4 protein-coding genes are annotated in these 4,850 nt (G+C 72.9%); 1 reads left to right on the forward strand and 3 read right to left on the reverse strand.

Annotation, left to right across the window (positions count from 1 at the left end):
• Positions 1 to 2,222: bifunctional salicylyl-CoA 5-hydroxylase/oxidoreductase (locus AOK16_RS21210; protein WP_205627747.1), on the reverse strand; the 2,222-nt coding region annotated here is incomplete at its 3' end.
• Between the two features lie 11 nt (positions 2,223 to 2,233).
• Complete coding sequence (locus AOK16_RS21215; protein WP_055473782.1) at positions 2,234 to 3,061, reverse strand: enoyl-CoA hydratase family protein; 828 nt, start codon at positions 3,059 to 3,061, stop codon at positions 2,234 to 2,236.
• 260 nt (positions 3,062 to 3,321) lie between these two features.
• Between AOK16_RS21215 and AOK16_RS21220 the strand changes: the two genes are divergently transcribed.
• Positions 3,322 to 3,768 carry an ATP-binding protein gene (locus AOK16_RS21220; protein ID WP_055473783.1) on the forward strand — a complete coding sequence of 149 codons (447 nt, stop codon included), beginning with the start codon at positions 3,322 to 3,324 and terminating at the stop codon, positions 3,766 to 3,768.
• On the opposite strand, the gene argF is transcribed toward AOK16_RS21220, so the two are convergent.
• A complete protein-coding gene (argF, locus tag AOK16_RS21225) occupies positions 3,728 to 4,753 on the reverse strand; it encodes an ornithine carbamoyltransferase (protein ID WP_055473784.1) in 1,026 nt (341 codons plus the stop codon). The genes AOK16_RS21220 and argF overlap by 41 nt on opposite strands.
• Positions 4,754 to 4,850: the final 97 nt, after the last annotated feature.

A 4,850-nucleotide genomic window follows, 5' to 3' on the forward strand; every position in this document is an offset into this window, starting at 1 on the left:
GGGGGGGGGCGGCTGCGCGGCAGGTAAGGGGGCGGCCAGGGGGCCGCGGGGCCCTGGTAGTTCTGATCGGCCGCGGCGTGGAGGGTCCAGTGGGGGTCGTAGAGGTGGGGGCGGGCCAGCGCGCAGAGGTCCGCGCGGCCCGCGAGGATCAGGGAGTTCACGTCGTCCCAGGACGAGATCGCGCCCACCGCGATCACCGGCACGCCGAGCGTGTTGCGGATCCGGTCCGCGTAGGGGGTTTGGTACGAGCGGCCGTAGTCAGGGCGTTCGTCCGGGACGACCTGGCCCGTCGACACGTCGATGGCGTCCGCGCCGTGTGCCGTGAACGCGCGGGCGATCGCCACCGCGTCCGCCACCTCCGTACCCCCCTCCGCCCAGTCCGTGGCCGAGATCCGGACCGTCATGGGGCGGTCGTCCGGCCACACCGACCGCACCGCGTCGAAGACTTCGAGCGGATAGCGCAGGCGCGCGTCCAGCTCGCCGCCGTACGCGTCGGTGCGGTGGTTGGTGAGCGGGGACAGGAACCCGGAGAGGAGGTAGCCGTGGGCGCAGTGCAGTTCGAGGAGGTCGAAGCCCGCGTGGGCGGCGCGGCGGGCCGCGGCCGTGAACTGCCGCCGGATCTCGGCCAGTCCGGCCGCGTCGAGCGCGTGCGGCACCTGGCTCACCCCCGGGTGGTACGGCAGCGGTGAGGCCGCCGAGACCTGCCAGTTGCCGTACGGCAGCGGCTGGTCGATGCCCTCCCACATCAGGCGGGTGGAGCCCTTGCGCCCGGAGTGCCCGAGCTGCACCCCGATCGCCGTCCCGGGTGAGCTGGTGTGGACGAACTCCGTGATCCGCCGCCACGCGCCCTCGTGCTCCGGCGCGTACAACCCGGTGCATCCCGGCGTGATGCGCCCCTCCGGGCTCACGCACACCATCTCGGTCATGACCAGCCCCGCCCCGCCGAGAGCCCGCGCCCCGAGGTGGACCAGGTGGAAGTCGCCGGGCGTGCCGTCCTCGGCGGAGTAGAGGTCCATCGGGGAGACGACGACGCGGTTGCGCAGGGTCAGCCCGCGCAGCCGGAACGGCGTGAACATCGGCGGCGTACCGTCCTCCCGGCCCGCCTCGCGCTCCACGGCGGTGACGAAGGCGGGGTCGCGCAGCCGCAGGTTGTCGTGGGTGATGCGGCGGCTGCGGGTGAGGAGGTTGAACGCGAACTGCCGCGGCGGCTGGTCCAGATACGTCCCCAGCTCCTCGAACCACGTCAGGCTCGCCCTGGCCGCGCGCTGCACCGAGGCGATGACGGGCCGGCGCTCGGTCTCGTACGCGGTGAGGGCGGCGGGCAGGTCGGGCTGCTCGCGCAGGGCGGCGGCCAGGGCGAGGGCGTCCTCGACGGCGAGCTTGGTGCCGGAGCCGATGGAGAAGTGCGCGGTGTGGGCGGCGTCGCCGAGCAGCACGGTGTTGCCGTGCGACCAGCGGTCGTTGACGACCGTGCGGAAGGTGGTCCAGAGGGAGTTGTTGCCGCGGAGCGGGCGGCCGCCGAGCGCTTCGGCGAAGATCTTCGCGCAGCGTTCGGTGGACTCGTACGGGTCCAGGCGGTCGAACCCGGCCGCCCGCCACACCTCCTCGCGCATCTCGACGATCACGGTGCTGGCGTCGGCCGCGAAGGGATAGCCGTGGAGTTGCATGGCGCCGTGCCCGGTCTCGGCGATCTCGAAGCGGAAGGCGTCGAAGGCGAAGTCGGCGGCGAGCCAGATGTAGCGGCAGCGGTGGGAGGTGACCTGGGGCCGGAAGGCGGCACGGTGCGCCTCGCGGGTCGCGCTGTGTACGCCGTCGGCGGCGACCACCAGGTCGTACGCGGCGGCCAGTTCGGCCGCGGACGGCGCCTCCGCGCGGAAGCGCAGCTCCACGCCGAGCGCGCGGCAGCGCTCGTGGAGGACCGCCAGCAGCCGGCGGCGGCCGAGCGCGGCGAAGCCGTGTCCGCCGGAGGTGAGCCGGCGTCCGCGGTGCACGACGTCGATGGCGTCCCACCGTACGAACTCGGCCTGGAGCGCCCGGTGGACCGCCGGGTCGGCGTGCTCGATGCCACCCAGCGTCTCGTCGGAGAGTACGACGCCGAATCCGAAGGTGTCGTCGGGGGCGTTGCGCTCCCAGACGGTGATCTCGCGGGCCGGGTCGAGGCGCTTGAGCAGCGCGGCCGCGTACAGCCCTCCGGGCCCGCCGCCGATGACGGCGACCCGCAGCGGCACCACGGCTACCTCCCCTTCCACTGCGGCGCCCGCCGCTCGCTGAACGCGGCGTGGAACTCGGCGTAGTCGGCGCTGTTCATCAGCAACGCCTGTGTGGCGGCGTCCAGTTCGACGGCGGCGGCCAGCGGCATGTCGAGCTCCGCGGTGAGCAGGGCCTTGGTCTGGGCGTGGGCCAGCGCGGGCCCGTCGGCCAGCCGCCGGGCGAGCGCCGCGGCCTCCGCCCCGGCCCGCCCCTCCGCCGCCAACACGCTGATGAGCCCGATGCGTTCGGCTTCGGCGGCCCGGACCTGCTCGCCGAGCATCAGCAGCCGGGTAGCGTGCCCGAGGCCGACCACACGCGGCAGCAGATAGGCCGCGCCCATGTCGCCGCCGGACAGCCCGACGCGGGTGAAGAGGAACGCGAAGCGGGCGGTGGGGTCGGCGACCCGGAAGTCGGCGGCCAGCGCGAGGACGGCGCCCGCGCCCGCGGCCACCCCGTGCACCGCGGCCACCACCGGGAACGGGCACTCGCGCAGGGCCCGTACGACCTGCCCGGTCATCCGGTTGAAGTCGAGCAGCTGCCCGGTCTCCATGGCCAGCGTGGCACCGATGATCTCGTCGACGTCCCCGCCGGAGCAGAAGCCGCGGCCCTCCCCGCCGAGCACCAGCGCCCGCACGGAACCGTCCCGGGCGAGCTCCGCGGTGAGGTCGCGGAGGTCGGCGTAGGCGCCGAAGGTCAGGGCGTTGAGCTTCTCGGGGCGGGCGAGGGTGACGGTGGCGACCCCGTCGTCGCGGGTGAGGCGGAGGTGCCGCCACTCCTCGGTCGTCCGGGCGGAACCGGTGAACGGGCTCATGGCGTACGGCCTCCTTCAGCCGGAGGGCTGGTGCCTGCCCGCCGAAGTTATCACCGAGTTGTGACTGCCGTCACGAGTGCGCGATACGGGTTTCCGGTCGTGCACACGACCTTGCGCAGGCCACCGGTTCACTTGTGCAGGTCGGCGGCACAAGAGGAGAAAGCCCTGTTCCGATCGGGACTTCGGTCCTGCCCGGAGTGACAGGGGACCCTGGGGAGGGCACGGACCCGCACCTACGGTTGAAGCGGAAACGAACCCTTTTGGAACGGATCCCTGTGCCCCTCACCCGCGCGTCCGCCACCTGGCGGGCCGCCCTCCCGCACACGGCGGCCGCCGTGCCGATCGCCCGCGCCCTGATCCGCAACGCGCTGGCCGAGCTCGAGCGGCCCGTCGACTGCGACACCGCGGAGCTGCTGACGGCCGAACTGGTGGCCAACGCCGTCGAACACACGGCGGGCACCGGCCCCATAGAGCTGGTCGTGGAACTGCTGGGCGGCCAGTGCCAGGTCGAGGTGCACGACCGCGACCCGGCGCTGCCCGCCGACATGGCCCACGCGGAGTCCAACCCGTACGACCTGGACGAGCGCGGCCGCGGGCTGCTGCTCATCCGCACGCTCTCCTCGGCCTCCGGCTACCGCACCACCCCGCACGGCAAGGCCGTGTGGTTCACGCTGCCGTCGATCCCGCCCCAGCCCCGGCGAGGGTAGCCACCAGCACGGCCTTGATCGTGTGCATCCGGTTCTCGGCCTCGTCGAAGACCACCGAGTGCTCGGACTCGAAGACCTCGTCGGTGACCTCCAGCGAGGTCAGCCCGTGCCGCTCGTGGATCTCGCGGGCCACCTCGGTGCCCAGGTCGTGGAAGGCCGGCAGGCAGTGCAGGAACTTCACGTCCGGGCGGCCGGTCGCCCGCAGCACATCCATCGTCACCGCGTACGGCCTGAGCAGCTCGATCCGCTCGTCCCAGGCCTCCTGGGGCTCGCCCATCGACACCCACACGTCGGTGGCGACGAAGTCCGCGCCCCGTACGCCCTCGGAGACGTCCTCGGTGAGGGTCACGCGCGCGCCGCTGACGGCGGCCAGCTCCTGGGCGCGGGCCACGATCGCGTCGGCGGGCCAGAGCGCCTTGGGGGCCACGATCCGTACGTCCATGCCGAGCAGGGCGCCGGTGACGAGGTAGGAGTTGCCCATGTTGTAGCGGGCGTCGCCGAGGTAGGCGAGGGCGACCGACTCCAGCGGCCGGTCGGTGTGCTCGGTGATCGTCAGCACGTCGGCGAGGGTCTGGGTCGGGTGCCAGGCGTCGGTCAGCCCGTTGTAGACCGGAACGCCGGCGTTCGCGGCCAGCTCCTCCACGGTGTCCTGGCTGTGACCCCGGAACTGGATCGCGTCGAAGAGCCGGCCGAGCACGCGCGCGGTGTCCCGGGCCGACTCCTTCTTCCCGATGTGGGTGCCGGAGGGGTCGAGGTACGTGGTCGAGGCGCCCTGGTCGGCCGCCGCGACCTCGAAGGAGCAGCGGGTCCGGGTCGAGTTCTTCTCGAAGACCAGCGCGATATTCCTGCCCCGCAGCCGCCGCACCTCCTGCCCTCTGCGCTTGGCGGCCTTCAGCTCGGCGGCGAGACCGACGAGGTGGCGGAACTCCTCGGCGGTGAGGTCCACCTCCTTGAGGAAGTGGCGGCCGGTGAGGTCTGTCGCCATCAGGGGGCTCCTCGGTCACGACGACGGGTGGGTGACTGCTGGAAGTGTATACATGCAGCCGCATCCCTATACAGGGGGGTGGTGCGGGGACTTCTGG

The sequence above is a fragment of the Streptomyces pathocidini genome (assembly GCF_001418495.1).
Taxonomy (GTDB): domain Bacteria; phylum Actinomycetota; class Actinomycetes; order Streptomycetales; family Streptomycetaceae; genus Streptomyces; species Streptomyces pathocidini.

Coding starts and splice junctions, on each gene's coding strand:
- AOK16_RS21215 (WP_055473782.1), bottom strand. CDS start 3,061: ATGAGCCCGTTCACCGGTTCCGCCCGGACGACCGAGGAGTGGCGGCAC.
- argF (WP_055473784.1), bottom strand. CDS start 4,753: ATGGCGACAGACCTCACCGGCCGCCACTTCCTCAAGGAGGTGGACCTC.